Origin of the sequence: Faecalibacterium sp. AF27-11BH, assembly GCF_003603005.1 — a bacterium.
In the GTDB taxonomy this organism is placed as follows: Bacteria; Bacillota; Clostridia; order Oscillospirales; family Ruminococcaceae; genus Faecalibacterium; species Faecalibacterium taiwanense.
Map to the genome: position 1 here is coordinate 51,871 of NZ_QVGS01000013.1, position 25,185 is coordinate 77,055.

Consider the following 25,185-nt stretch of genomic DNA (forward strand, 5'->3'; position numbering starts at 1 on the left):
GCTCCCCCGAAGGGGGAATTTTAAGCATCTGCCGGTTAGGAGCAAAAAAGCTCCCCCCCCTTTCGGGGGAGCTGGCATCGAGCAAAGCGAGATGACGGAGAGGGTCTTACTTCCGCTTCGGCAGCGGCACACACAGCACCAGCGTGATGCCGATGGCCAGCGCAACGGCTACTTTAAAGGTGCTGATGCCGTTGGAAAGGGCCAGCGCATTGTTGCCCTGTATAAAATAGTAGGCGCAGTAGTAGATGCCAGCGCCGGGCACCAGCGGGAAGATGCCGGACAGCAGGAACACCGTTACCGGCATTTTAATCACAATGGCAAACACCCGGGTGAGCAGGGTGAGAGGAATGACCGCCAGCAGGGAGGCTGCGGCACTGTCTGCCCCCAGCATTACGGCCAGCTCGTAGACAAACCAGCCCACGGCACCCACCAGCCCGCAGAAGGGCAGGCTTTTGCGCGGACAGCCGAACAGAACGGCAAAACTCAGGGTGCCTGCGCCGGCGATAAAGAACTGCGCGGCCAGCTCCCCAATTTGTGTACTGGTCAACATCATGCCACGACCACCCCCGTAAAGAATGTATAAAGGCTCAGCACAAGGCCGGTGCCAATGGCAATGCTGGCCGCAATGAGCAGTGCATCGATCATGCGGATGGTGCCGGAAAGGTAGTCGCCTTGCACGAAATCCCGGATGCCCATGGTGAACGCGATGCCCGGCGTCAGGATCATCAGCGAACCGATAATGGCGTGGCTGGCAGAGGTGCCCAGCAGGTTGCAGCCCAGAATGCACGCCAGCGTGATGAGCGCCGCACAGCTGATCTTGCAAAAGCCGCCGGGCAGGTCGTGCCGGCCGCACAGCAGCAGATACCCGCTGGCAAGAAAGCCTGCCAGTGCCGCCGCCAATGCGCTGCGCAGCGTGCCGCCGAAGATCAGTGCAAAGCAGAACGCGCCGCACATGCCGGAGACCAGCTGCACCCAGTCCTTGGGGAAGGGGATGCGCCGTGCCAGCACAAGGCGGCTCTCGGCCTCGTCCAGCGACATGCTGCCCTCTGCGATCTCGCGGGAGAGGGCGTTCACTGCCGCCACTCGGCCCAGATGAGTGGTGCGGGTAGGCACATTGCGCACCTCGCTGATCTCGGCGGTGCCCGCACTGGCAAAGATGCCGTTGGTCAGCACGTAAACATGGAACTCCCGCAGGTGGAATGACCGGGCCATGATCTCCATGGTCTGCTCCACCCGGAACACCTCGGCACCGTTTTCCAGCAATGTCTGGCCCGCCGCCATGATAAAATCCATGATGCGGCGGCGCAGTTCTTCATCCGGGAAAACCTCGCGGCTGTTCATTGCCGCACCTCCTTTATAAATAATGCTGTCTTATTCTACCATGTCCGCGGCTGGCGCACAAGATAAAAAAACGCAATTTCCTACTAAAAAACTTCGTTGTAGGTGTTGACAAATCCGGTCGATTGGATTATTATAAATGCAATATCACAAAAATGGCTGTGAAGAGAAGAGTAGGCCTTCGCATTGATCCTTACCAGAAAGCCCGGGCGATGGAAAAGGGCAGGAAACAGGAAGCTGAAAATGGTCTCGGAGCTGTGCAGGCGAGGTGCATGAGCGCTAAGTTTGCAACGGGATGCGCCCGTTACAGCGTCCGGCTGTAAGCAGCAAAGCTGCCGCAGCATTGAGGCTGTGCCCGCAAGGGTACGGTAAACCAAGGTGGTACCACGGAAGTATGTTATGCTCCCGTCCTTGTCTGAGCGTTGGCTCAAGGTCAAGGACGGGAGCTTTTTTCATGCATCCGTCAAAGGCCCTTAGCACGGAACTGTGCCGTGCGGGCCGCTGTACATTATAATAAGCAAATAGAGAGGGAACAAAACTATGATTACTCGTCGTGATTTTCTGAAAGTTACCGGAGCTGCAGCTGCTGCAGCTGCCCTGACCGCATGCGGCGGTTCTTCTTCCACCGCATCTTCTGCTGCTTCCGGCACTGCTTCTTCCGCAGCTTCTTCTGCTGTGGCTAAGCTGGACAAGGTGAAGGTGGCTGTGCCCAACGACACCACCAACGAGGCACGTGCTCTGACCCTGCTGGAGAAGAACGGCTTCTTTAAGCTGAAGGCTGATGCAGGCCTGACCGCAACCGCAAAGGACATCGAGGAGAACCCTCTGAATGTTTCCGTCGATGAGGTCGAGGCTGCTCAGGTGCCCAACGTCCTGCAGGACGAGGACTACGCCGTCATCAACTCCAACTACGCCATCTCCGCTGGTCTGGACCCCATGACCGATGCTCTGGCAATGGAGGACGGCACCTCTGCTTACGTTAACATTCTGGTCTGCAAGGACGGCAATCAGGAAGAGCCGAAGATCAAGGCTCTGGCCGCTGCTCTGCAGAGCCAGAAGGTGAAGGACTTCATGGATGAAAACTACAAGGGCGCTGTGGTGTCCGTTGTGGAGAACCCCACCGACGGCTATGACTCCTCCATCGACTACGATGCACTGAACGGCGAGACCGTCAGCTGCGCTGCTACTCCGGCTCCTCACTGCGAGGTTCTGGAGATCTGCAAGGACATTCTGGCCGAAAAGGGCATCACGCTGGATATTCAGGAGTACGACGACTACATCATTCCCAACAACATCGTTGAGGACGGCCAGTGCGATACCAACTATTTCCAGCATCAGCCGTATCTGGACGACTTCAATGCAGAGCACGGCACCCATCTGGTGACGGTTGCCGGCATCCACGTGGAGCCTATGGGCATCTACGGCGGCAAGCAGGACAGTCTGGCACCGATCGAGGGCTAAGCAAACTCCCCCAGTCACCTTGCGGTGACAGCCCCCTCGGGGAGGGGGTCTTTGCCTGACCGTTCTGTTTCAGGCTCCCTCCATGAGGGAACTGGCAAACCCGCAAGGGTTTGACTGAAGGAGTTTATTCAACAGCAAGGAGCAATTTCTGTGATCGAGATCAAACATCTTTCCAAGACCTTCCAGATGAAGGACGGCGCGGTGAATGCGCTGAAGGACATCAACCTCACCATCCCGGATGGTTCCATTTATGGCATCATCGGCATGTCCGGTGCGGGCAAATCCACGCTGGTGCGCTGCATCAACCTGCTGGAACGCCCCACCGAGGGCAGCGTTGTGATCGACGGCACCGCTATGGAGACTTTAAACGCAGCCCAGCTGCGTGAGCGCCGCCGCGATATCACCATGATCTTCCAGCAGTTCAATCTGCTGATGCAGCGCAGCTGTCTGAAGAACATCTGCTTCCCCATGGAGCTGGCCGGTGTGAAAAAGGCGGATGCCGAAAAGCGTGCCAGAGAGCTGCTGGAAGTGGTGGGCCTGCCCGATAAGGCCAACGCCTACCCGGCACAGCTGTCCGGCGGCCAGAAGCAGCGCATTGCCATTGCCCGCGCACTGGCAACGGACCCCAAAGTTCTGCTCTGCGATGAAGCCACCAGCGCACTGGATCCCAACACCACCCATGCTATCCTGACCCTGATCAAGGACATCAACAAGAAGCTGGGCATCACGGTGGTGGTCATCACCCATCAGATGAGCGTTGTGGAAGAGATCTGCGATCACGTTGCCATTCTGGACGGCGGCGTTGTGGTGGAGGAAGGCTCCGTGCAGGAGATCTTCTCGAACCCCAAAACGCCCGCAGCAAAGCGTCTGGTGGCACCCAACGGCGGCAGCGCCGCGCGGGACCTTTCCAGCTTTGCACCGGACGACCATGTGGTGCGCGTCACCTTCAACGGTTCGTCCACGGAAAAGCCGCTGGTGGCAAGCCTTGCCGCAGAAAAAGGCATTCTGGTGTCGGTACTCAGTGCCGACACCCGTGATCTGAGCGGCCAGTGCTACGGCTCCATGCTGCTCAAGCTGCCCGCTGATGTGGAGCAGGCAAAGCAGGCTGCGGCCTATATGCGCGCCCAGCCCGGCATTACGGTAGAGGAGGTGACCGGCGAATGAGTATTGCAGATTACGGCTTTGCCATCTGGGAGACCTTTTACGTGACGGTCCTTTCCACCGCGTTTGCGCTGGTGCTGGGCCTGCCGCTGGGTGTGCTGCTGGTGGCCGGTGATAAGGACGGCATTCTGCCGCTGCCCGGCTGGCTGATGCACATTCTCAACATCGTTATCAACATCCTGCGCAGTGTTCCGTTCCTGATCCTGATGATCTGTGTATTCCCGCTTACCCGTGCCATCGTGGGCACCACGGTGGGTACCAAAGCCACCATCGTTCCGCTGGTGGTGGCAGCCTTCCCGTTCGTGGCACGTCTGGTGGAGACCAGCCTGCGCGAGCTGGACGAGGGCGTGGTGGAAGCGGCCCAGAGCATGGGCGCAACGCCGTTCCAGATCATTACCAAGGTGATGATCCCGGAATGCCTGCCCGGCCTGATCTCCAGCATGACCACCGCACTGACCACCATTCTGGGCTACTCGGCCATGTCCGGTGTCATTGGCGGCGGCGGTCTGGGCAAGATCGCTTTGTCCTACGGCTATTACCGCTACCAGACCGATATCATGATCGTGTGTGTCATTTTGCTGGTGCTGATGGTTCAGGTGTTCCAGACTTTGGGCACTGCTTGGGCCACCAGAAGCGATAAGCGGCTGCGGAAGTAACTCCTTCAGTCGCACTTCGCGCGCCAGCTCCCTCGGAGAGGAAGTCTCTGGCGAAGAGGAAAACTTTCCGGTATTGCCAAAGCCGAAAGGCTTTGACGGAAGGAGTCCTCTCCTCATTTTGCCCCCGAACGGGAACTAAAATTTAACGTTTCAATTCCCCGCCGGAGGCTGCAGCACTCCTGCGGGGAATTGTGCTATATGGACAAACCCAGTAAAGGAGTATGTAGTATGAATCGCGATACCATCTGTGTGCAGGGCGGTTACACCCCCGGCAACGGCGAACCCCGCCAGATCCCCATTATCCAGTCCACCACCTTTAAGTATGCCACCAGCGAGGACATGGGCAAGCTGTTCGATCTGGAAGCTGACGGCTACTTCTATTCCCGTCTGCAGAACCCCACCTGCGACCTTGTGGCTAAGAAGATCTGCGAGCTGGAAGGCGGCACGGCTGCAATGTTGACCAGCAGCGGTCAGGCTGCAAACTTCTTTGCCCTGTTCAACCTCTGCGAAGCAGGCGACCACATCGTGGCATCCAGTACCATCTACGGCGGCACCTTCAACCTGATCTCCGTCACCATGAAGAAGATGGGCATTGAAGCCACCTTTGTTGATCCGCTGTGCACCGAGGAAGAATTGAACGCCGCATTCCGGCCCAACACCAAGGTGGTGTTCGGCGAGACCATCGCAAACCCGGCCCTGACCGTGCTGGACATTGAGAAGTTTGCCAAGGCTGCTCACGCCCACGGTGTGCCGCTGATCGTGGACAACACCTTTCCCACGCCGGTCAACTGCCGCCCCTTTGAGTGGGGCGCGGATATCTTGACCCACTCCACCACCAAGTACATGGACGGTCATGGCGCGGTGCTGGGCGGTGCCATCGTGGACGGCGGCAAGTTCGACTGGATGGCCCACGCTGAGAAGTTCCCCGGTCTGTGCACCCCGGACGACAGCTACCACGGCATCACCTACGCCGAGCGTTTCGGCAAAGAGGGTGCCTTTATCACCAAGGCTACCGCGCAGCTGATGCGTGACTTTGGCTCCATGCAGTCGCCCATGAACGCCTACATGCTGAACCTCGGTCTGGAAAGCCTGCATGTGCGGATGCAGCGCCACTGCGCCAACGGCATGGCCGTGGCAGAGTTCCTTGAGAGCCATCCCAAGGTGGCCTACGTGAACTACTGCGGCCTGGAGTCCAGCCCGTACCATGCACTGGCGGAAAAGTATCTGCCGAATGGCAGCTGCGGCGTGGTCAGCTTTGGTCTGGCCGGCGGCCGTGAGGCTGCAAGCATCTTTATGAAGAACCTGAAGCTGGCAGCCATCGAGACCCATGTGGCCGATGCCCGCACCTGTTGCCTGAATCCTGCATCCAGCACCCACCGCCAGATGAACGATGAGCAGTTGAAAGCCGCCGGTGTGCCCGCAGAGCTGGTGCGCATGAGCTGCGGCTTGGAAAGCAGCGAAGACCTCATCGCAGATATTGCACAGGCGCTGGATAAGATCTAAAAGGTGAGTTCAGCAGCATCTATCGGTTCCGGCCCTTCTCGTAAAAACGCGTTTGGAGCGCCCCGCAGGGCGCGACAAACGCAAAATATAAAAATAAATTCCGCTGAAGATAGCCAGAGCGTCAGCGGAGGCTATTCTAAATCGTTAGGAGTACGAACTATGCCGCTGATCATCCCCAAGACCCTGCCTGCTTACGATGCCCTCTACAACGAAAATATCTTCGTCATGCATCGTGAGCGCGCCCTTGCCCAGCACATCCGCCCGCTGGAGATCCTGATCCTGAACCTGATGCCCACCAAGATCACCACCGAGACCCAGATCGCCCGTCTGTTGGCAAATACCCCGCTGCAGGTGCACATGACCCTGCTGCAGACGGCCAGCCATGCGGCGACCCACGTTTCGGCAGCACACCTCGAATCGTTCTATAAGAACTTCAACGAGGTGAAGAACAACCGCTACGACGGCATGATTATCACCGGCGCACCGGTGGAGACCATGGACTTTGAGCAGGTGGATTACTGGCCGGAGCTGTGCGAGATCATGGACTTCAGCGAGACGAATGTCTACTCCACCCTGCATGTGTGCTGGGGTGCACAGGCTGGCCTGTACTACCACTACGGCGTGCACAAGCAGCTGCTGCCGGAAAAGATGTTCGGCGTGTTCGAGCACCGGGTCACCCGCCCGTCGAACCCGCTGGTGCGCGGATTTGACGAGGTGTTCTATGCGCCTCACAGCCGCCACACCGGCATCAGCCGCGAGGATGTGGACAACTGTAAGGCTTTGCGCATCCTTGCCGAGAGCGATTCGGCCGGGCCCTTCCTTATGAGCACCGAGAACGGACGGCAGATCTTTGTCACCGGCCACCCGGAATATGACAAATACACGCTGGATTCAGAGTACCGCCGCGATGTGGACAAGGGCCTGCCCATCCATGTGCCGGTGAATTACTACCCGGACGATGATCCCACAAAGCCACCGCTGTTCCGCTGGCGTGCCCACGCCCACCTGCTGTATGAGAACTGGCTGAACTACTACGTCTACCAGAACACCCCCTACGATCTGGGCGAGATCCAGCGCGTAAAGCACGAATAAATGCACAAAAACCGGTATTGCGTCAAAATTGCGCGATACCGGTTTTTGTGCTATACTGTTCCTGCGGCCCTTCTCCATTCCCCTAACCGCGGAAAGGAGGTGAACCCCTTGGAAACTCTCTCTACATTTATCCAAACCGTTGCCGCGCAGGTAGTTGCCTACTATCTGTGCACATGGATCGACGGTAAGATCGGCAAGGGCAGCAAACACTAAAAGAAGCCCCCGGTACTGACACTACCGGGGGCTTCGTGTTTCGGCATGAACCCGATGGATTCAATCTCTCTACATTGCCTATCTTTAGTATATGCAGTTTTGGGCAAAAGTCAAGCGATGAAATGTAAATTATTTTTTACGCCTTACCGGCTTTTTCTTGCGCACGCTGTAGCCAAAGGTGCCCAGCTTCCGGCCCAGAGCCAGATAGTCACCGTGACTGTAGACGATGAGCTTTGCCTTTTCGAGACACAGCTTGCCGCTTTCGTCCAGCAGGCTTTCGTCCACATCACAGGCCACCACTTCGGCAAGGAACAGGTCGTGGCTGCCCAGCGGGATCACCTGAGTTACCTTGCATTCCAGATTGACCGGGCTTTCTTCCAGAATGGGGCAGTCGGTCAGCACGCTGCCGGGGGCAGAATGCAGGCCGCAGGCGGCAAATTTATCCACATCACGGCCGCTTTTCACGCCGCACCAGTCCACCGAACGCACCAGCGCTTCGGTGGGCAGATTGATGGCAAACTGTCCGCTTTCCTGAATGAGGTGGTGGCTGTAGCGCTCCGGCCGAACGCTGATGGACACCATGCTGGGCTGGGTGCAGATGGTGCCCGTCCAGCCGATGGTGATGAGATTGGGCTTTTCCAGCCCGCCGCAGGACACCAATACCGGCGGTTCCGGGTTCAGCAGGGTGCTGCCCCGCCAGCTCTGTTTGCTCATCCGTGATACTTCCTTTCGTAGGGTGCCCAGGTGCGCTCGCTGATGATGTAGCGCGGGCGGGCTTTCGTCTCCATATAGATCTTACCGATATACTCGCCGATCACGCCTAAGCACACCAGCTGCACGCCGCTCATGAAGCAGACGATGCACACGATGGAGGCCCAGCCGGCCACACTGCTGCCCATGGCGGCGCACACGATGGCCCAGATGACTCCGATAAAGCTGATCAGGCTCACAAAGATGCCAGATCCGGTAATAAGGCGGATGGGCTTGTTGGAAAGACTGGTGATGCCGTCAAAGGCAAGGGCCAGCATCTTGCTCAGCGGATAGTGGCTCTCACCGGCAAGGCGTTCGTGGCGCTCGTAGGTGACTACCTCGCTCTTGAAGCCAACCAGCGGCACCATGCCGCGCAGGAAAATGTTCACTTCCCTGTAGTCGGCAAAGCTTTCCAGCACACGGGTGCTGATGAGGCGGTAGTCTGCGTGGTTGAACACGATGTCTGCGCCCAGAGCGTTCATCACATGGTAAAAGCCCTCGGCGGTGAAGCGCTTGAAGAAGGTGTCTGTATCGCGGCGGCTGCGCACGCCGTAGACCACCTCGGCACCGTCCAGATACTTTTTAACCATCTCGTCCATGGCGTTAATGTCGTCCTGACCATCGCAGTCGATGGAAATGGTAACATCGCAGGTGCCGCTGTGCAGTGCCTCCATCAAGCCTGCCAGCACGGCGTTCTGGTGGCCGCGGTTGCGGCTCTGGGAAATGCCGATGTAGTGCTCGTCCTGTGCGGCAAAACTCTGGATCAGTTCCCATGTCTTGTCTTTGGAGCCGTCGTTCACGAACAGCACCCGGCTCTTCTCGCTCACAAGGCCCTGTGCGGCAAGGCCGCTGATCTTTTCCAGAAACATGGGAGCTGTAATGGGCAGCACCTGCTCCTCGTTGTAGCAGGGGATCACGATCCATAAAATCGGTTTTGACATATTTAAAAATACTCCTATATTAAAAATAACAAGATGATGCCGCTGACGGTTACGGCCTTCCAGTGAAAAGAGTTTTAGAAGAATCCGTAGATTTTTCTAAAACGCAAATATAAAAATAAAATTTCAGCTGAATACAGCCAAAGCGCACGCGGCGGCTATTCAAATAGTCACTGCACCATTTGCTTCAGTACCGCAGGCTCCAGCAGCTTGAAGCTGCTTTTGTAGGTGTCCAGCAGGCCGTCCCGCTGCATCTGGCTCAGCTCGCGGCTGAGGGCGCTGCGGTCGCAGTTCAGGTAATCTGCCAGCTGGATGCGGGAGAACGGGATGCTGAAGGTCAGGCTGCCAGCCCGCTCGGCTTCACTGAGCAGATAGGCGCACACTTTGGCCCGCAGGCTTTTGAGCACCAGCAGGTCGATGCGGCGGGAGAGGGAAAAATATTTATCGCTGATGGTGCGCACCAGATTGCGCAATGTCTGCTGGTGCGCCGGACTGCCATCCGAAAGCAGCAGCCGCTCGTAGGGAATCAGCAGCACCTCGCAGGGCACCGAAGCCATCACCGTGACCGGGCTTGCCAGACTGGAACCGCTCAGCACATCGCCGAACACGCCGCCCGGTTCCATGTGGGTGATGGGAATGCGCGCACCCTGCGGCCCGGGACGGTAGGCTTCCAGCTCACCGGACAGCACGATGCCTACCCTGCGGTTGGGTTCGCCTGCCAGAACAAGCGCTTCGCCTTTGCCATAGCTGCGCATAACGGCACCCAGCTGAGCCAGCAGGGTCTGCAGCTCTTCAGGGGTCAGACCATTGAATAAAGAGGTGGAGCATAACAGCGGAAGAAAGTTTTTCATCACAATTCCGTGGGAAAGATCCGGCTTCCCACAGCCCTCCTGCAATTCCGTTGCACACGCAACGGTATTTTTGACTCTATTATAGTAAACTTAGACCCGCAAAGCAAATGATTTTGCAAATTTGCCTTGTAAAAAATATGAAAAGACCGACCCATGGTTCTGTGCAAAATTTTCAGGCACAAAATGGCGCGGTCTTGTGAGGAAAGAGGGAACCCCGCATGAAAAAACTGACATCCATGCTGCTGGCTCTGGCCCTTGTGCTGAGCCTTGCCGCCTGCGGCGGTGCGGCATCCAGCTCTGTTGCATCCAGTGCAGCTTCCAGCGAAGCTGTCCCCGAGGCTGCTTCGGAAGCCGCTTCCAGTGAGGAAGCCAAGGAACTGTCCACCACCGATGCTCTGCGCATTGCCGGCCTGAAAGGCCCCACCACCATGGGCCTTGTCAACCTGCTGAGCATGGAAGAGGATGGCACCGCTTCCATGGATTACGACCTGCAGCTTTACGGCGCTGCCGATGAGATCGTGCCGCTGCTGATGAAGGGCGAGCTGGACATGGCTGCCATCCCGGCAAATCTGGCCGCCACCCTGTATCAGAAGACGGAGGGCGGCATTCAGGCTGTGGCCGTCAACACGCTGGGCGTGCTGTACGTAGTGGAAAAAGGCGGCGATACGATCCAGTCCATGGCAGACCTTGCAGGCCGTACCATCCTGTCCACCGGCAAGGGCACCACGCCGGAGTACGTGCTGCGCTATCTTCTGAACGCCAACGGCATCGACCCGGACAAGGACGTGACCATTGAATACTACAGCGAGGCCACCGAGGTCACGGCCCAGATGGCCAATACCGAGGATGCCATTGCAGTTCTGCCCCAGCCCTATGTGACTGCAGCCGGCCTGCAGGACGACACCCTGCGTGTGGCCCTCGACCTGACCGAGGAATGGAACAAGGTCGCGGATACGCAGCTCATCACCGGCGTGACCGTGGTGCGCAAGGAGTATGCCGAGGAACACCCGGATGTTGTGGCCGCATTCCTTACCGACTACGCCAAGAGCGTGGAAGCTGCCAACGCCGATTTGGACGGCACTGCCGCTCTGTGCGAGGAGCAGGGTGTTGTGGCCAAGGCTGCCATTGCCAAGAAGGCCCTGCCCAACTGCAACATCGTCTGCCTGACCGGCGACGAGCTCAAGACCAACGCATCCGCTTATCTGCAGGTGCTGTTTGATGCCGACCCCAAGGCAGTGGGCGGCGCAATGCCCGGCGACGATTTCTACTGGACTGCCGAGTGATTCCTCAATAAGCCATCTCTCCGGCCGCTGTGCGATTGGTACGCACGGCGGCTTTTTTGTTTGCACAAAATGCTTGTATCCCAGCTTTTGTGCTCCCTGCACAAATTTAAAGACAATTTTTTGTGAACGAAAATGAATGAAATTGACTGAAAGCGATTGATTTTGACGCTGTATTTGCTATAATAAAGATGCAATCAACCAAAACAACGCACAAACGGTCATAAACCGTCAAAGATAAGATCAAACCAAAGGAGAGGATGCCGATGCTGGCAGAAGAACGCTTCAGCCTGATCATGGAACAGCTGAACCGCAAGCGCACCGTGACGGTGCAGGAACTGTGCGAGGCGCTGAACACCAGCGAATCCACCATCCGGCGCGACCTGACCGAACTGGACCGGCTGGGCAAGCTGAACAAGGTGCACGGCGGTGCCACCCTGCCGGACAGCCGTTTTCTGGCGGATGAACCCACCATGGAGGCCAAGGAGTCGCAGGCTGTGGAGCAGAAGCGCAGCATCGCACAGGCGGCGGCAAAGCTCATCAACGCCGATGATTTTGTGTTCATCGATGCAGGCTCCACCACGCTGGAGCTGGTGCGTGCACTGGCGGGGGATGCCCTCAAAGCCAGCTATGTGACCAACGGCGTGGCCCATGCCCGGGCACTGGCCCGAAAGGGCTGCCGGGTGTATCTGCCCGGAGGACTGCTGCGGCCCGAGACCGAAGCCATTGTAGGTGCACCCACAGTCACCAGCCTGCAGCGCTACAATTTTACCAAGGCGTTCATGGGTGCCAACGGTGTGGCGCTGGATGCCGGTTTTACCACGCCGGACCCCGAGGAAGCTGCCGTGAAAGCAGCGGCAGTGCACCGTGCACGGGAAGCCTGGTTCCTTGTGGATGATGCCAAGTTTTCCCGCATCTACCCGGCAGTCATTGCCGACCTGCAGGGCGGTGCCATTCTCACCAACCGCTGCCCCAACCCCAAATACAAACAATTCACGCTGGTAAAGGAGACGGAAGTATGATTTATACCGTAACATTCAACCCGGCCATTGACTATGTGGTGCGTTTGGATGCACCGCTGGAAGTAGGCGAGGTGAACCGCGCCAAAGGCGAGGACTGCGTGCTGGGCGGCAAGGGCATCAATGTGTCCGGTGTGCTGGCACAGCTGGGCTGCGAGAGCGTGGCGCTGGGCTTTGTGGCCGGTGAGACCGGCGCATGGCTGGAACGCGGTCTTGCTGCACAGGGTTTAAAGACCGATTTTGTGCATCTGGAACAGGGCATGACCCGCATCAATGTCAAGATCAAGGCAGGGCAGGAGACCGAGCTGAACGGCGCGGGCCCCGACATTCCGGAGAGCGCCATGCAGGAGCTGGAAAAGAAGCTGGACAGCCTGAACGAGGACGATATCCTCATTCTGGCGGGCAGCATCCCGGCAAGCCTTTCGCAGGATACCTACGAGCGGCTGCTGGCCCGGCTGCAGGGCAGGGGCGTGCGTGCTGTGGTGGATGCCACCCGCGACCTGCTGGTGAACGTGCTGCAGTACCACCCCTTCCTCATCAAGCCCAATAACCACGAGCTGGGCGAGATCGTGGGCAGGGTGCTGACTATGGACGAAGAGATCATTGCTGCGGCCCGCACCCTACAGCAAAAGGGCGCTCGCAACGTGCTGGTAAGCATGGCGGGCGACGGTGCCCTGCTGGTGGACGAAAATGGCGAGGTGCACCGCATCGGCTGCCCCAAGGGCAAGGTCGTAAACAGCGTGGGCGCAGGCGACAGCATGGTGGCCGGCTTTGTGGCTGGCTGGATGCAGACCCGGAGCTATTCCTTTGCACTGCGTCTGGGCACAGCCTGCGGCAGTGCAACGGCGTTCAGCCTTGGCCTTGCCACCAAAGAAAAAATCGACGAACTGATGAAGGAAATCTGACCCTCTGTGACGGAGAGGGTTGCAGTTATACAGGAAGGGAGAAAAATCATGCGTATTACGGAATTATTCACCGCGCAGTCCATCGCACTGGATGAGGCTCTGACCGATCAGGAGCAGATCATCAGCCGTCTGGTGGAGCTGCAGGCCACCCATGGCAACATCACGGACAAGGATGCCTACAAAAAGGCCCTTTATGCCCGTGAGGCGGAGGGCTCCACCTATGTGGACAACGGCATCACGGTGCCCCACGCCAAGACCAATGTAGTCACCCGTCCCAGTCTGGCGGCGCTGCGGCTGAGCAGCCCCGTGCAGTACAATGCCGAGGACGACGGTACCACCGACCTGCTGTTTGCCATTGCGGCTCCGGAAAACGGCAGCCTGCATGTGGACATGCTGGCCCGTATGATGCAGATGCTGATGAACGAGGACTTTGTAGAGAAGCTGAAGGCCGCAAAGACCCCTGCAGAGTTCCTTGACTGCATCGATGCACAGGAGGAGGCTCAGTTCGGCGCGGAGAGCTTCACCCAGCAGGAGATCCCCCAGAGCGGCTACCGCATTCTGGCCGTGACCGCCTGCGTCAACGGCATCGCCCACACCTATATGGCAGCGGAAGCCCTGACCAAGGCCGGTGACAAGCTGGGTCTGCCCACCAAGGTGGAGACCAATGGCTCGGATGGAGCAAAGAACATCCTCACCAGAGAAGAAATCGCAAACTGCGACGGCATCATCGTGGCAGCAGAAAAGAAGGTGGAGACCGCCCGCTTCGACGGCAAGCCGGTGCTGTTCACCCGGGTGGACGATGGCATCCACAAGCCGGAGGAACTCATCAAGAAGATCGTGCACGGCGAGGTGCCTGTTTACCACGCCGAGGGCGGCGCGCAGGCCGCCGAGGATGCTTCCGGCAAGGACAGCTTTGGCCGCGCTCTGTACAAGAACCTGATGAACGGTGTCTCCCACATGCTGCCCTTCGTGGTGGGCGGCGGCATCATGATCGCACTGGCGTTCCTGCTGGACGATTACACCATTGATCCCTCCAACTTTGGCATGAACACCCCGGTCGCTGCCTTCTTTAAGACGGTGGGCAGCGCAGCCTTCGGTTACATGCTGCCCATCCTGTCTGCCTTCATCGCCATGTCCATCGCGGACCGTCCGGGTCTGGCGGTCGGTTTTGTGGGCGGTGTGCTGGCCATGAACGGCACCAACTTTGCAGGCATTGCAGCGGGTGAGACCACCGGTGTTTCCGGCGGCTTCCTTGCTGCACTGCTGGCCGGTTTTGCTGCAGGCTACATCGTCGAGCTGCTGAAAAAGATCACCGAAAAGCTGCCTGCCAGCCTGAATGGCATCCGTCCCATGCTCATCTACCCGCTGGGCGGTATGCTCATCCTCGGCGCGGTGATGTGCGGCATCAACCCGGTCATGGGCATGATCAACACTGCCATGACCGATTGCCTGAACGCCATGGGCGGCACCTCCAAGGTGCTGCTGGGTGCCATCGTGGCCGGTATGATGAGCATTGATATGGGCGGCCCGTTCAACAAAGCAGCTTACGTCTTTGGCACGGCAGCCCTTGCCTCCGGCAACTATGAGGTGATGGCCGCTGTCATGGTGGGCGGCATGGTTCCTCCCATCGCCATCGCCCTGTCCACCACCTTCTGCCCCAAGAAGTGGACTGCCGACGAGCGCCGCAACGGTATCGTGAACTACGTCATGGGCCTGTGCTTCGTCACCGAGGGTGCGATCCCTTATGCAGCAGCAGATCCGCTGCGCGTCCTGCCCAGCTGCGTGGCCGGTGCAGCGGTGGCCGGTGCGCTCTCCATGACCTTCGGCTGCGCTCTGCGTGCACCGCACGGCGGCATCTTCGTGTTCCCAGTCGTGGACCATACCGCTCTGTACTGTGTGGCGCTGGCTGTGGGCAGCGTGCTGGGTGCTGTGATCCTGAGCCTGCTCAAGAAAAACCGTACCGACGCAGAATAAACGCCATTCCTTCCATATTCGAGATACTTCATAAAGCTGCAGCAAGCCCCCGGGGAGACCCGGGGGCTTGCTGTATTACGCAGGATCGCGCGAAGGATCAGAAGGATAAAAAGAAAAAGTAACCGCCCACGACTTCCAATCCAATCAGATATAACATGATACACCCGCTGTCAAAAACGCGGCAAGAACCATTTTCACAAAAAATGCAGCAAAGAACGGCGCGAAACACCGCATTTGCTGGAAAAAGCTTTGCAGCCGCCCTTTTGGATTGCACCCGGTTTTTGAGTGTGGTATACTGTTTCTGTTATGGAAAAGTTCCGGTGCGGTGTGCCGGGCACAGCAAAGAGGAAAAGGAAACGAACGATGAAAATTGGATTTGACAACGACAAATATCTCTCGATGCAGTCAGAACATATCCGCGAGCGCATCAAGAAATTTGACAACAAGCTCTATCTGGAATTCGGCGGCAAGCTGTTCGATGATTACCACGCGTCCCGCGTACTGCCGGGCTTCCAGCCCGATTCCAAGCTGCAGATGCTGCTGCAGCTGAAGGATCAGGCCGAGGTGGTCATCGTTATCAGCGCCGAGGACATCATCAGCAACAAGATCCGCGGCGACTACGGCATCACCTACGATCTGGATGTGCTGCGCCTGATCGATGCCTTCCAGGAAGTAGGCCTGTATGTGGGCAGCGTGTGCGTGACCAAGTACGCCGCTGCACCGGAGGTGGAGGCCTTTGAAAAGCGGCTGAACAGTCTGGGCATCCGCACCTTCCGCCACTACAAAATTCCCGGCTACCCCAACGATGTGGCCCGCATCGTCAGCGACGAGGGCTACGGCAAGAACGATTACATCGAGACCCAGCGCCCGCTGGTGGTCATCACGGCCCCCGGCCCCGGAAGCGGCAAAATGGCCACCTGCCTTTCCCAGCTGTACCATGAGTACAAGCGCGGCGTGAAGGCCGGTTACGCCAAGTTCGAGACCTTCCCCATCTGGAACATTCCCCTCAAGCACCCGGTGAATCTGGCCTACGAGGCCGCTACAGCCGACCTGAACGATGTGAACATGATCGACCCGTTCCATCTGGAAGCCTACGGCGTGACCACCGTCAACTACAACCGCGATATTGAGATCTTCCCGGTGGTGAACGCCATGTTTGAGCTGATCGCCGGCAAAAGCCCGTATAAGTCCCCCACGGACATGGGCGTGAACATGGCAGGCAACTGCATCGTGGACGATGCGGTCTGCCGCGAAGCCTCCCGCAAGGAGATCCTGCGCCGCTACTTCAAGTGCCTGTGTGAGCAGAAGATCACCGGCACGGTCAAGGAGACCGAGCGCTACAAGCTGGAACTGCTGATGAATCAGGCCGATCTGACCGTGGGCCAGCGCGAAGTGGAAAAGCAGGCTCATGCCCGCAGCGAGAGCACCGGCGGGGCCCCTGCTGCCGCCATTGAGCTGCCGGACGGCACCGTTGTTACCGGCAAGACCGGTCCGCTGCTGGGTGCAGCAGCATCTGCTCTGATGAATGCTCTCAAGGTGCTGGCCGGTATCCCGCAGGAGACCGACCTTGTGAGTGCGGCTTCCATTGAGCCCATCCAGACCCTCAAGACCAACTATCTGGGCGGCAAGAATCCCCGCCTGCACACCGACGAGATCCTGATCGCGCTTTCCAGCTCGGCTGCTTCCAACGAGCAGGCTGCAGCGGCCATGCATCAGCTGCCCAACCTCAAGGGCTGCGATGTGCACTCCACCGTGCTGCTTTCGGGTGTGGATACCAGCACCCTGAACCGGCTGGGAATGTACCTGACCTGTGACCCTGTTTACGAGGAAGAGGACCGCAAGTACCACAAGCAGTAAATTATACAAAAAACAAAACAGGCGCATCCAAAGGCCGAAAGGCTGGCGGATGCGCCTGTTTTTCATTGGTTCAGATGCCGGTAAAATAAGGTCTGTACTTTTCTGCGTACAGCTGGGTGCCCATGCGGCGCAAGCCGCCGTACAGGTGCCGCCGGATCAGCGGTTCAATGGCATCCAGGTCTTTTTCCCGGATCACCCGCAAAATTTCCCGGTGCTCGCTCAGCACATCTGGCACATTGTTGGCCCGCACCACATCCAGACGGGTAAAGCGGGAATAATCCGGCTGCGGCTTGGTCAGGTTCTGCCAGATGTACCATTTGTTCATGCTGCAAAACCAGATGGCGTGCATTTCCAGATCCAGCGTCAGGAAGGCATTGATATCCACATTGTCCGGGTCGGTCATGGTCTGGGCCATCTCTTCCAGTAGGTCATATTTGTGCTTGATTTCGATGTACTCTTTGGGCGAACAGACCTGAATGAAATCGCGCAGCACCGTGCTTTCAACGGCTGTGCGCTGGTATACGATCTGATCCACGATATCCAGATTGATGGGGGTGACGATGGTGCCCTTGCAGGGAATGATCTGCACAAAGCCGTTCTGTTCCAGCCGCTGCAGGGCAGCGCGCACCGGTGTGCGCGAAATGCCGAACCGTTTGCACAGCTGATTTTCGCTGATGGTCTCTCCGGGCTTGATCTTCAGCGTAACGATCTCATATTCCAGCGTCTGGTAGATGTCCTCCGGATGCAGCTGTTCAGCCATGCGCTCACACTCCATTTACATAGTTGATGATAAGATATTTCTATTTTAGCCTGCTAAAAAGAGATTGTCAACGTATGAGAATGAAGTATACAATAGCCTGTATACAAGTATAGGAAAAGCTCCGAAATTTATCATATCTGACAAAAATTGATATATCAGATGAAAATGAACGGAATTGTGTCATCAGATTGTAACAGTTTTCACGAGAAACGGATAAGATTGTTAGTTGTGCACAAAGAAACTTTACGAAGTTGGTGAAGTTTGGCTCTTATGCGGATGTGAATTTTCTGTTACGATTAGCGTGCAATGAAAATGCTGTATACAGGGGCCGCCAAAAACTTTGCTAGAGTACAAGGCAAAACGGCACCCTTGAAACAAGGAGGAAGAAGATTATGAAAAAGGTCTCTCGTCGCAATTTCCTGAAGGTGTCTGGTGCAATGGCAGCTGCAGGTGCTCTGGCAGCCTGCGGCGGTTCCGGTGCATCCACTCCGGCTGCTTCCGGCGCAGCATCCACCAGCACTGCAGCAAGTGCCGCAGCAGCCGGTGAGGACAAGTTTGCATCTCTGGGCGACTTCACCATGACCGTGGGTCATGCACAGCCCGAAGGCAACCCCCGCTTTGTTTCCATGGAGCAGTTTGCCGCCGATGTGGCAGAGGCCACCAACGGCCATGTGAAGATCGAGGTTTACGGCAACGGCCAGCTGGGCACCGAGAAGGAGATGCTGGAGCAGGTCGTGGCCGGCACCGTGCAGGGCATGCGCGGCGGTCAGTTCGACTTCAGCCCCCGTCTGCTGATGTTCACCCTGCCCTTCCTGACCAACACCCGTGCACAGGTCACGGCTCTGCTGCAGAGCGATCTGGCACAGAAGGTGTGCGCTGAGGCCGAAGGCGAGACGGGCACTGTCATCATTAACCTGTGCGATGCAGGCGGCTATCGCCAGTTCTCCAACTCCAAGCACCCCATCAAGGCTCCCGCAGACCTGAAGGGCCTGAAGATGCGCATCAACGGCATGAAGACCATTGACATGACCTTCCAGGCAATGGGCGCTACCACCACCACCATCCCGTACTCCGACCTGTACATGGGCCTGAAGACCGGCGTTGCAGACGGTCAGGAAAACCCCTGGGTCAACGTGGAGGGCATGAAGTTCTATGAAGTGCAGAAGTACTTCACCGAGGTCAACTACCAGTTCCATCCGGACCCCTTCTATGTGAACGCAGCATGGTGGAACGGCCTGCCCGAGGAGTACCGCGATATCATTACCGAGTGCGCCACCAAGATGGGCGAGTACAACGACGAGCTGATCGACAAGAACTCCAGCGCCGCAAAGCAGACCATCGTGGATTCCGGCTGCGAAGTCTACGAGCCCTCTGCCGATGAGCTGAAGGCCTTCCAGACCGCTGTGCAGTCCGTGTACGACCAGTGTGTCACCGAGGGCATCTGCACCGCCGACGAGATCAAGGAGATGCAGGATATCGTCGCAAAGGCATAAGCAGAAACGACCAAAGGCTAGAACGGCCATGTTACGGTAAAGGCGAGAGGGCAGCCTGCGGGCTGCCCTCTGCTGTAACAGGCCAATGGAAAAAGTTGTAAAATAACCGAAAGGGGCTGAGCACCATCGAAAAGCTGAAAAAAATCGGCAAGAAGCTGTTTGACGTATACTTTACCATCGGCGTGATCGCCATGGCACTGCTGGCAGCTCTTGTGATCTTTACCGTTATTGCGCGCTACTGCTTCTCCCTGAGCTGGAAGCAGCTGGCAGAGTTCAACACCACCCTGTTTGCCTTTACCACTTTCTGGGGCATGGGCATCAACGTGATCAAGGACGAGCACGTCATGATCGACATCCTTTACGACGGTGTCAAGCCTGCCCGCAAGCGCTGGCTGGCTATCGTCAATTACCTCATCGTGCTGGCCGTGGTGCTGGTGTTCACCTATCAGGGCTTCAAGTACGTGGGCGTTGCCGGTAAGCAGATCAGTCAGGGCATGGAGATCCCCATGATGTATATGTACGGCATCATGCCGGTGTGCGGCATCATCTGTGCCATCTGCGTCGTGATCAAGATCATCACCCTGTACAAGGCCGATATTTCCTACTTTGCGCCCAAGAATCAGGCGCTGAGCCGTGACGACGCATAAGCGGAAAGGGGAGAATACACAACTATGGCAATGCTCATCCTTCTGGTGCTGCTGATCTTTTTTGCCGCGCTGGGCATCCCGCTGGCTTTCGCCATCGGCGCTTCCTGTGTGACTTACATCCTGATCTATGCACCTACCTTTATTACCATGCTGCCGCAGCGCGTGTGGAACGGTGCCTACAGTGAGCTGATGATCGCTATGCCGCTGTTCATGCTGGCTGGCGAACTGATGAACACCGGCGGCATCACCCAGCGCATCATCAACTTCTGCATGGAGCTGCTGCGGCCCATCCGCGGCGGTCTGGGCGAAGTGAACATCGTGGCTTCCATGATCTTTGGCGGTATTTCCGGTTCCTCTGTGGCCGATACCTCGGCTCTGGGTTCCATCCTGATCCCCGCCATGGAGAAGGAAGGCTACCCGCCGGAAGCTTCTGCCGGTATCACGGTGGCATCCTCCACCATGGGCATGATAATCCCGCCCTCCACCCCCATGATCGTTTACTCCATGATCTCCGGTGCATCGGTGGGTGCGCTGTTCGTGGCAGGTGCCGTGCCCGGCATCCTGATCGGTCTGACCCAGCTGGTGCTGGTGTACATCATCAGCGCCAAGAAGGGCTGGCATCCGGAAAAGGTCAAGTTTGACGGCAAGCGCGCCGCCAAGAGCCTGCTTTCCGGCATTCCTGCCCTCATCATGCCGCTGTTCATCATCATCTGCGTTTCCTTCGGCGTGTGCACTGCATCCGAAAGTGCCGGTGTGGCCGTGCTGTATTCCATGCTGGTGGGCTTCTTCGTCTACAAGGAGCTGACATGGAAGGGTGTCTGGGAGGCTTTGAAAAAGACCCTGATCTCTTCTTCCTCCATCATGCTCATCATCGGCTTTACCACCATCTTTACATGGGTGCTGACCATGCAGAAGGTGCCGCAGACGGTGGGTGCCTTCTTCATGTCCCTGAACATGCCCGCATGGGCCATTGCACTGATCTTTGATGTGCTGATCCTGATGATCGGCACCTTCATCGATGTCAGCCCGGCCATCCTGCTGCTCACCCCCATCCTGCTGCCGGTCATGGTGCAGTACGGCTTCTCGCCGCTGCAGTTCGGTGCCATGATGATCACCGGTCTGGCCATCGGTCTGGTCACTCCGCCGGTCGGCATGTGCCTGAACGCCTGCAACAAGATCAACCGTATGCCCATCATCGAGATCTTCAAGGGCGCAGCGCCCTACGTGATCTGCAACGTGATCGTTCTGATCTCCATCAGCCTGTGGGGCCCGCTTACTACCGCCCTGCCGCAGCTGCTGGGCTACAGCATCTTCTGAGAGCAACGCGTATACCTCTTATAAAAAACAGGCAGCGCTCCCTTGCGGGGCGCTGTTTGTTTTTTTGAACGCAAACAGGCGGAACCGTTGTATTTGACGGACAGATATGGTACACTAAGGCCACTTGTGTATAGGAATATAGGAAAAGAGGAATTAAATCATGGATACGCAAAAACAAAAGCGCAGCGCCTTTTCCGGCAAGATCGGCTTTGTGCTGTCGGCCGCAGGCGCTTCGGTGGGTCTGGGCAACATCTGGCGGTTTCCGTACCTCGCCGCGAAATACGGCGGCGGCATTTTTCTGCTGGTGTACATCGTGCTGGCTGTCACCTTTGGCTACACGATGATCGTGGCCGAAACGGCACTGGGCCGCATGACCCACAAAAGCCCGGTGGGTGCCTTTGGCGCCTTTGGCAAAAAGGGCGGCCTGCGGTTCGGCGGCTGGATCAATGCGGTCATCCCTATTCTGATCGTGCCGTACTATTCGGTCATCGGCGGCTGGGTCATCCGCTATCTGTCGGAGTATATCAGCGGCCATGGCAGTGAGCTTTCGCAGGACGGTTATTTTTCCAATTTCATTTCCAGCGGACTGTCGGCAGAGGTGTGCTTTCTGATCTTCACGGCCTTTACGCTGGCCATCATCTTTGCCGGTGTGCGCAACGGCGTGGAGCGTGTTTCCAAGGTGATGATGCCGGTGCTGGTGGTACTTTCGGTGGTCATTGCAGGCTACGCGGTCACGCGCCCGGGTGCGTTGGCAGGCGTGAAGTATTTTCTGGTGCCGAACGTGGCAAATTTTTCCTGGATGACGGTGGTCACGGCCATGGGCCAGATGTTCTATTCGCTGTCCATCGCTATGGGCATTCTGGTCACCTTTGGCTCCTATATGAAGAAGGAGGTCTCCATTGAGGAATCCACCGAGAACGTGGAGGTGTTTGACACGGCCATTGCCATCATGGCGGGCCTGATGATCATTCCGGCGGTGTTCTCCTTCTCCGGCGGCGACCCGGACACCCTGCAGGCCGGCCCGGCGCTGATGTTCATTACCATCCCCAAGGTGTTCGAGAGCATGGGCTTTGGCCATGTGGTGGGCATCCTGTTCTTTTTGCTGGTGCTGTTTGCAGCCGTGACCAGCTCCATTGCCCTGACAGAGAGCGCTGTCTCCACCTTTGAGGACGAGCTGGGCTGGAGCCGCGAGCGCGCAACGGCACTGATCGGCCTGATCATGGTGGCGCTGGGTAGCCTTTCGGCACTGGGCTATGGCCCGCTGGCGGGCGTGACGGTGTTCGGAATGCAGTTTCTGGATTTCTTCGATTTCCTCACCAACTCTGTCATGATGCCCATTGCAGCCATTGCTATCTGCCTGCTGGTGTCCCGCGTGATCGGCGTGCAGAAGATCGAAGAAGAGGTGACGCTGGGCGGCAAGCCCTTCCGCCGTAAAAAGATCTTCAACTTCATGATCCAGTATCTGTGCCCCATCTTTGCGGCCATTATCCTGATCAGCTCTGTGGCAAATGCTCTGGGCTGGATCGCAATGTAAAAACAAAAAAGCGCAGAAGGTGTTTCTCAAAGGAAGCCTTCTGCGCTTTTTTGTATGTCCAAAAGGTTTTCTTATGCTGTGAAGTTGCATAAAGCATAGAAAACGGCGATTTTGGCCTCAATTAGCTGGAAGCCTGATTTTATTAGCTGGAACCGAAAATTCTGCTAATGGCATAAACCTTGCAGCGAATCTGCAAATCTTCGCCGCCGTTCAGAAATTTCCGTGCAGCGATGGTGTTCTGTCCGTCCATCACATAGTAGTGACCATCCCGGAAGCTGATCTTCGGCTCATTGGCAACCCGCTCGTCAAATTCTTTTGCGATACGGGCAACACGAGCGGGGTGAAGAGCACGCTGATAAGTGTCGCGCGGCACGATCAGCTCACTGCTGTTCAGGCACATTTCATGGTAAGGTTTTACCACTGCGTTCATCATAAAGGAACCTCCTTCTTTTTTTGCAGAAAATCAATTCCTGATTGGATAATCGAACCGATTTTCTTCTTTTCGTTATCGGATAAGCGGAAAGTGGAATACCGTTCATAACAGATATTCCAGCGGAACATAAGCGATTGAAGCGCATCATCCAGTTCTGCAACCATGAACTCAACAGAAGATTCCGTCGGGGTGGAGAGCATCCTTTCCGATATCTGCTCAATGCTATGTAGATCGCCTTTTGTGTGCTTGGCGAGAGCAGGGGGCTGACTGTTCAGCACCCGAAGATTCTGAAACTGCTGGGAGAGCAGCTCTTTTGCAGCGGCGAGAACATCCTCCTGCGGAGGAGCCGTAAGGTATTTTCGGAATGACTTGTATCCAATGAACCCAAAGCTGTATTGCAGACACACTGACACTTGCCGCATTTCATATTTGGACAGGTGCCCAAGGTAGCTTAACACTCTGGATTTATCTGCGGGGCGCGGACTTTCGCAAATCGCCATAGATGGCGCACTCAAAAAGCGATTGTGCAGAATAAAATGCGTTGGCATATTTCGCTTTTTGATCTGTGTTGTCAGCGGAACGACCAGAAGAACATTGGAATAAAAATTACCGTCATCGTTTTGGACAACAATGGCAGGTCGGATGCCGCCTTGCTCGGAACCGCTGTAAGGATTCAGATCCATCATGTAGACATCCCCGCGCTTGTACATCCAGTTTGCGGGCATAGGCGGATACTCTTTCTCTTTTTTATCTCGTGTGGCCAATTTGGATTTCTCCTTTCTATCCGTATCAGCAGCTCTGCTGCAAGGGTATCCGCCTGCCATTCTTCCCACGAGGCCTTTCCGTTTCGTTCCCGATAGGCAATGTGCCCACGGCACTTGACTGCTTTTCCATAGTCGTTCGGGAACAGATCAGCTAAAATCTGGTGTGCCGCCTCATGCGCTATCGTGAAATTCCGGCATCCGGTGCTGCCGTCTGCCGCAAGGGCAGAATCGATCACAACGTCCTTCGGCATGAATATCTCTACAAGCTTTGTACCATCCCCTAAAGTTACGGTAAAACCGCATCTTTGAAAAACGGTAAGTCCGAGGACGCTGCCATCGCTACATAGCGGCAGCATTTTCACATTCAGCCCAAGAACAGCGCTTGCAAGCCGTTCAGGGTCAATGGGTTCCGGGGCATCTTTGCTGATCCCGAAGCGGGTATAGTACTGGTCGATATACTTACCCGCTATGCGCGAAAGGTCTGCGCGGGATAAGTACCTTGCCATTACGAAGCACGGCTTTCCGGCACGGAGCAGTAGGCTTCCACGAACCACTTGCCCTGCTCAAGCCAAAGATTCCGCTTCTGCCCGCAAATCAGGCAGGTGAAGCAATGCCCTTTCACGCCAAAACGTGATGTACCGTGCTTGACTGCCAAGACACGATCAATGCCATAAGTGTGAGCCTTGTCATAGTTTATGGCAAGAGGGCGGATCTTGCCATCAGGAGTAAAACGAACGTCCACTTCGACGTATCTTTTCTCACGGCGAAGGTTGTAATCACCACACATCAGAAATCCTCCTTTTTTGCAGATTTATCAGAACGCAGCGTGTATTACTTGCGAACCATGCTGCGTGCCACGAGCTGCTTTTCGTTCAACAGCGGAACGGACACTGTATGTTTTTTCCACTCATCCATAGAGCAGGTTACCGCTTTGCACAGACGGCATTTTGTCCAGCCATCGGTTGCATCAAGATCTACATCATAGTTCATGGTTCCGCACATCGGGCATCTTACGTTTTCTTTTCTCATAATATCACCTCTTAAAAACACCGAACAAATACGATTTCGGTCCAGAATCAACACCAAAAAGCTGTTATTCGTGGATTTGATTCGATTATATACCTACTTTATGGAGATGTCAATTACGCATTTGTCGCTATTTTAGAGATTTCTTGTTGATTTCCTGTATTTTCTATACTATAATAGAGCTACCGGATCACAAAGGAGTGTTCTTGTTAT

General features: G+C 56.6%; 25 protein-coding genes. 14 read left to right on the forward strand and 11 right to left on the reverse strand.

Going from position 1 to position 25,185, the window contains the following annotated elements; translation table 11 throughout:
* Positions 1–106: 106 nt before the first annotated feature.
* On the reverse strand, positions 107–553 hold the full coding sequence (locus DWY76_RS11625; RefSeq protein WP_005946505.1) for a threonine/serine exporter family protein: 447 nt from the start codon (positions 551–553) through the stop codon (positions 107–109).
* Entirely contained in the window at positions 550–1,341 is a 792-nt protein-coding gene (locus DWY76_RS11630) for a threonine/serine exporter family protein (protein ID WP_120081404.1), read from the reverse strand. Before DWY76_RS11630 ends, DWY76_RS11625 begins: the two co-directional genes overlap by 4 nt.
* A 537-nt stretch (positions 1,342–1,878) precedes the next feature.
* On the opposite strand from DWY76_RS11630, the gene DWY76_RS11635 reads away from it, so the two are divergent.
* From DWY76_RS11635 to metA, 5 genes are all read left to right on the forward strand, one after another.
* Positions 1,879–2,799 (forward strand): MetQ/NlpA family ABC transporter substrate-binding protein, encoded by a 921-nt coding sequence (locus DWY76_RS11635; RefSeq protein WP_097773984.1) that lies wholly within the window; start codon positions 1,879–1,881, stop codon positions 2,797–2,799.
* Between the two features lie 150 nt (positions 2,800–2,949).
* The gene (locus DWY76_RS11640) at positions 2,950–3,963 is read left to right on the forward strand and encodes an ATP-binding cassette domain-containing protein (protein ID WP_120081405.1); all 1,014 of its coding nucleotides are present in this window, start codon (positions 2,950–2,952) and stop codon (positions 3,961–3,963) included.
* The gene (locus DWY76_RS11645) at positions 3,960–4,616 is read left to right on the forward strand and encodes a methionine ABC transporter permease (protein ID WP_097773982.1); all 657 of its coding nucleotides are present in this window, start codon (positions 3,960–3,962) and stop codon (positions 4,614–4,616) included. Before DWY76_RS11640 ends, DWY76_RS11645 begins: the two co-directional genes overlap by 4 nt.
* Positions 4,617–4,844: 228 nt before the next feature.
* Entirely contained in the window at positions 4,845–6,119 is a 1,275-nt protein-coding gene (locus DWY76_RS11650; RefSeq protein WP_120081406.1) for an O-acetylhomoserine aminocarboxypropyltransferase/cysteine synthase family protein, read from the forward strand.
* Positions 6,120–6,278: 159 nt separating this feature from the next.
* Complete coding sequence (metA, locus tag DWY76_RS11655; protein WP_120081407.1) at positions 6,279–7,211, forward strand: homoserine O-succinyltransferase; 933 nt, start codon at positions 6,279–6,281, stop codon at positions 7,209–7,211.
* A gap of 342 nt (positions 7,212–7,553) precedes the next feature.
* Here metA and DWY76_RS11660 read toward each other — a convergent pair whose 3' ends face one another.
* The 3 genes from DWY76_RS11660 to DWY76_RS11670 form a co-directional block, all read right to left on the reverse strand.
* Positions 7,554–8,138 carry a flavin reductase family protein gene (locus DWY76_RS11660; RefSeq protein ID WP_120081408.1) on the reverse strand — a complete coding sequence of 195 codons (585 nt, stop codon included), beginning with the start codon at positions 8,136–8,138 and terminating at the stop codon, positions 7,554–7,556.
* The gene (locus tag DWY76_RS11665; RefSeq protein WP_120081409.1) at positions 8,135–9,115 is read right to left on the reverse strand and encodes a glycosyltransferase family 2 protein; all 981 of its coding nucleotides are present in this window, start codon (positions 9,113–9,115) and stop codon (positions 8,135–8,137) included. The genes DWY76_RS11660 and DWY76_RS11665 overlap by 4 nt, the downstream gene beginning before the upstream one ends.
* 167 nt (positions 9,116–9,282) lie before the next feature.
* On the reverse strand, positions 9,283–9,963 hold the full coding sequence (locus DWY76_RS11670) for a Crp/Fnr family transcriptional regulator (protein ID WP_120081410.1): 681 nt from the start codon (positions 9,961–9,963) through the stop codon (positions 9,283–9,285).
* A gap of 218 nt (positions 9,964–10,181) precedes the next feature.
* On the opposite strand from DWY76_RS11670, the gene DWY76_RS11675 reads away from it, so the two are divergent.
* The 5 genes from DWY76_RS11675 (at position 10,182) to DWY76_RS11695 (ending at position 16,998) form a co-directional block, all read left to right on the forward strand.
* Positions 10,182–11,246 carry an ABC transporter substrate-binding protein gene (locus DWY76_RS11675; protein WP_120081411.1) on the forward strand — a complete coding sequence of 355 codons (1,065 nt, stop codon included), beginning with the start codon at positions 10,182–10,184 and terminating at the stop codon, positions 11,244–11,246.
* 263 nt (positions 11,247–11,509) lie between these two features.
* Positions 11,510–12,265, forward strand: coding sequence for a DeoR/GlpR family DNA-binding transcription regulator (locus DWY76_RS11680; protein ID WP_097773978.1), 756 nt, complete (start codon positions 11,510–11,512; stop codon positions 12,263–12,265).
* On the forward strand, positions 12,262–13,167 hold the full coding sequence (gene pfkB, locus DWY76_RS11685) for a 1-phosphofructokinase (RefSeq protein ID WP_120081412.1): 906 nt from the start codon (positions 12,262–12,264) through the stop codon (positions 13,165–13,167). The genes DWY76_RS11680 and pfkB overlap by 4 nt, the downstream gene beginning before the upstream one ends.
* Before the next feature lie 48 nt (positions 13,168–13,215).
* Entirely contained in the window at positions 13,216–15,141 is a 1,926-nt protein-coding gene (locus tag DWY76_RS11690) for a fructose-specific PTS transporter subunit EIIC (protein ID WP_120081413.1), read from the forward strand.
* A 363-nt stretch (positions 15,142–15,504) separates the two neighbouring features.
* Positions 15,505–16,998: a DUF1846 domain-containing protein gene (locus tag DWY76_RS11695; RefSeq protein WP_044954306.1), complete on the forward strand. Its 1,494-nt coding sequence runs from the start codon at positions 15,505–15,507 to the stop codon at positions 16,996–16,998.
* A 70-nt stretch (positions 16,999–17,068) separates the two neighbouring features.
* On the opposite strand, the gene DWY76_RS11700 is transcribed toward DWY76_RS11695, so the two are convergent.
* Positions 17,069–17,758 (reverse strand): GntR family transcriptional regulator, encoded by a 690-nt coding sequence (locus DWY76_RS11700; protein WP_044954305.1) that lies wholly within the window; start codon positions 17,756–17,758, stop codon positions 17,069–17,071.
* 392 nt (positions 17,759–18,150) lie between these two features.
* Between DWY76_RS11700 and DWY76_RS11705 the strand changes: the two genes are divergently transcribed.
* The 4 genes from DWY76_RS11705 to DWY76_RS11720 all read left to right on the forward strand — a co-directional run bounded on the left by DWY76_RS11705 (position 18,151) and on the right by DWY76_RS11720 (position 22,749).
* On the forward strand, positions 18,151–19,251 hold the full coding sequence (locus DWY76_RS11705; protein WP_120081414.1) for a TRAP transporter substrate-binding protein: 1,101 nt from the start codon (positions 18,151–18,153) through the stop codon (positions 19,249–19,251).
* A 191-nt stretch (positions 19,252–19,442) separates the two neighbouring features.
* On the forward strand, positions 19,443–19,898 hold the full coding sequence (locus tag DWY76_RS11710) for a TRAP transporter small permease subunit (RefSeq protein WP_005946464.1): 456 nt from the start codon (positions 19,443–19,445) through the stop codon (positions 19,896–19,898).
* A gap of 24 nt (positions 19,899–19,922) precedes the next feature.
* Positions 19,923–21,215, forward strand: a complete 1,293-nt coding sequence (locus DWY76_RS11715) for a TRAP transporter large permease (RefSeq protein ID WP_097780898.1) — start codon at positions 19,923–19,925, stop codon at positions 21,213–21,215.
* A gap of 160 nt (positions 21,216–21,375) precedes the next feature.
* Entirely contained in the window at positions 21,376–22,749 is a 1,374-nt protein-coding gene (locus DWY76_RS11720) for a sodium-dependent transporter (RefSeq protein WP_120081415.1), read from the forward strand.
* 142 nt (positions 22,750–22,891) lie between these two features.
* Here the strand turns inward: DWY76_RS11720 and DWY76_RS11725 are convergent, their stop codons facing one another.
* Genes DWY76_RS11725 through DWY76_RS11745 form a run of 5 tightly spaced genes read right to left on the reverse strand, consistent with a single transcriptional unit; the run spans position 22,892 to position 24,936 of the window.
* Entirely contained in the window at positions 22,892–23,182 is a 291-nt protein-coding gene (locus DWY76_RS11725; protein WP_243112029.1) for a DUF6551 family protein, read from the reverse strand.
* Positions 23,179–23,907 carry a type II toxin-antitoxin system PemK/MazF family toxin gene (locus DWY76_RS11730; protein ID WP_120081416.1) on the reverse strand — a complete coding sequence of 243 codons (729 nt, stop codon included), beginning with the start codon at positions 23,905–23,907 and terminating at the stop codon, positions 23,179–23,181. Before DWY76_RS11730 ends, DWY76_RS11725 begins: the two co-directional genes overlap by 4 nt.
* Positions 23,865–24,452, reverse strand: coding sequence for an ImmA/IrrE family metallo-endopeptidase (locus tag DWY76_RS11735; RefSeq protein WP_243112031.1), 588 nt, complete (start codon positions 24,450–24,452; stop codon positions 23,865–23,867). The genes DWY76_RS11730 and DWY76_RS11735 overlap by 43 nt, the downstream gene beginning before the upstream one ends.
* Positions 24,452–24,733, reverse strand: coding sequence for a hypothetical protein (locus DWY76_RS11740; RefSeq protein WP_120081417.1), 282 nt, complete (start codon positions 24,731–24,733; stop codon positions 24,452–24,454). The genes DWY76_RS11735 and DWY76_RS11740 overlap by 1 nt, the downstream gene beginning before the upstream one ends.
* Before the next feature lie 44 nt (positions 24,734–24,777).
* Positions 24,778–24,936: a hypothetical protein gene (locus DWY76_RS11745; RefSeq protein WP_243112032.1), complete on the reverse strand. Its 159-nt coding sequence runs from the start codon at positions 24,934–24,936 to the stop codon at positions 24,778–24,780.
* Positions 24,937–25,185 lie beyond the last annotated feature (249 nt).

Coding starts and splice junctions, on each gene's coding strand:
- DWY76_RS11680 (WP_097773978.1), top strand. CDS start 11,510: ATGCTGGCAGAAGAACGCTTCAGCCTGATCATGGAACAGCTGAACCGC.
- DWY76_RS11740 (WP_120081417.1), bottom strand. CDS start 24,733: ATGTGTGGTGATTACAACCTTCGCCGTGAGAAAAGATACGTCGAAGTG.
- DWY76_RS11650 (WP_120081406.1), top strand. CDS start 4,845: ATGAATCGCGATACCATCTGTGTGCAGGGCGGTTACACCCCCGGCAAC.
- DWY76_RS11665 (WP_120081409.1), bottom strand. CDS start 9,115: ATGTCAAAACCGATTTTATGGATCGTGATCCCCTGCTACAACGAGGAG.
- DWY76_RS11730 (WP_120081416.1), bottom strand. CDS start 23,907: ATGCCCGCAAACTGGATGTACAAGCGCGGGGATGTCTACATGATGGAT.
- metA (WP_120081407.1), top strand. CDS start 6,279: ATGCCGCTGATCATCCCCAAGACCCTGCCTGCTTACGATGCCCTCTAC.
- DWY76_RS11660 (WP_120081408.1), bottom strand. CDS start 8,138: ATGAGCAAACAGAGCTGGCGGGGCAGCACCCTGCTGAACCCGGAACCG.
- DWY76_RS11745 (WP_243112032.1), bottom strand. CDS start 24,936: ATGAACTATGATGTAGATCTTGATGCAACCGATGGCTGGACAAAATGC.
- DWY76_RS11720 (WP_120081415.1), top strand. CDS start 21,376: ATGGATACGCAAAAACAAAAGCGCAGCGCCTTTTCCGGCAAGATCGGC.
- DWY76_RS11735 (WP_243112031.1), bottom strand. CDS start 24,452: ATGGCAAGGTACTTATCCCGCGCAGACCTTTCGCGCATAGCGGGTAAG.
- DWY76_RS11690 (WP_120081413.1), top strand. CDS start 13,216: ATGCGTATTACGGAATTATTCACCGCGCAGTCCATCGCACTGGATGAG.
- DWY76_RS11645 (WP_097773982.1), top strand. CDS start 3,960: ATGAGTATTGCAGATTACGGCTTTGCCATCTGGGAGACCTTTTACGTG.
- DWY76_RS11705 (WP_120081414.1), top strand. CDS start 18,151: ATGAAAAAGGTCTCTCGTCGCAATTTCCTGAAGGTGTCTGGTGCAATG.
- pfkB (WP_120081412.1), top strand. CDS start 12,262: ATGATTTATACCGTAACATTCAACCCGGCCATTGACTATGTGGTGCGT.
- DWY76_RS11625 (WP_005946505.1), bottom strand. CDS start 553: ATGATGTTGACCAGTACACAAATTGGGGAGCTGGCCGCGCAGTTCTTT.
- DWY76_RS11635 (WP_097773984.1), top strand. CDS start 1,879: ATGATTACTCGTCGTGATTTTCTGAAAGTTACCGGAGCTGCAGCTGCT.
- DWY76_RS11630 (WP_120081404.1), bottom strand. CDS start 1,341: ATGAACAGCCGCGAGGTTTTCCCGGATGAAGAACTGCGCCGCCGCATC.
- DWY76_RS11675 (WP_120081411.1), top strand. CDS start 10,182: ATGAAAAAACTGACATCCATGCTGCTGGCTCTGGCCCTTGTGCTGAGC.
- DWY76_RS11725 (WP_243112029.1), bottom strand. CDS start 23,182: ATGATGAACGCAGTGGTAAAACCTTACCATGAAATGTGCCTGAACAGC.
- DWY76_RS11710 (WP_005946464.1), top strand. CDS start 19,443: ATGGCACTGCTGGCAGCTCTTGTGATCTTTACCGTTATTGCGCGCTAC.
- DWY76_RS11670 (WP_120081410.1), bottom strand. CDS start 9,963: ATGAAAAACTTTCTTCCGCTGTTATGCTCCACCTCTTTATTCAATGGT.
- DWY76_RS11700 (WP_044954305.1), bottom strand. CDS start 17,758: ATGGCTGAACAGCTGCATCCGGAGGACATCTACCAGACGCTGGAATAT.
- DWY76_RS11715 (WP_097780898.1), top strand. CDS start 19,923: ATGGCAATGCTCATCCTTCTGGTGCTGCTGATCTTTTTTGCCGCGCTG.
- DWY76_RS11695 (WP_044954306.1), top strand. CDS start 15,505: ATGAAAATTGGATTTGACAACGACAAATATCTCTCGATGCAGTCAGAA.